The 259-nt window shown below is 56.4% G+C and carries 1 protein-coding gene; it reads left to right on the forward strand.

Annotated features, from left to right (window positions below):
- Positions 1 to 259 (forward strand): autotransporter outer membrane beta-barrel domain-containing protein (locus AC2A06_RS19070; protein ID WP_484381330.1); only part of this gene is annotated, 259 nt, incomplete at both ends.

The following is a 259-nucleotide window of genomic DNA, read 5'->3' on the forward strand; positions in this document are numbered from 1 at the left end:
ATGATGGCGGGTTATGGGCTGAGTAATGGCAGTTCAGACTCACGGATTAGCGATTACCGTTCTGACAACCGGTTAAACGGTTACTCCTTGGGGGTGTACGGCACCTGGTATCAGCATGCCAATCAACGCCATAGCCCTTATGTGCATGGCTGGTTGCAATACGCCTGGTTCAACGGGTCAACCGAAGGGCAGTCAGAGAGCCAGCAAGATTACCGCCTGCGCGGCGCCAGTGCTTCGGTGGAGGTGGGTTACCCCGTGG

Source organism: Serratia sp. HNCC26DJ244 (genome assembly GCF_057180565.1).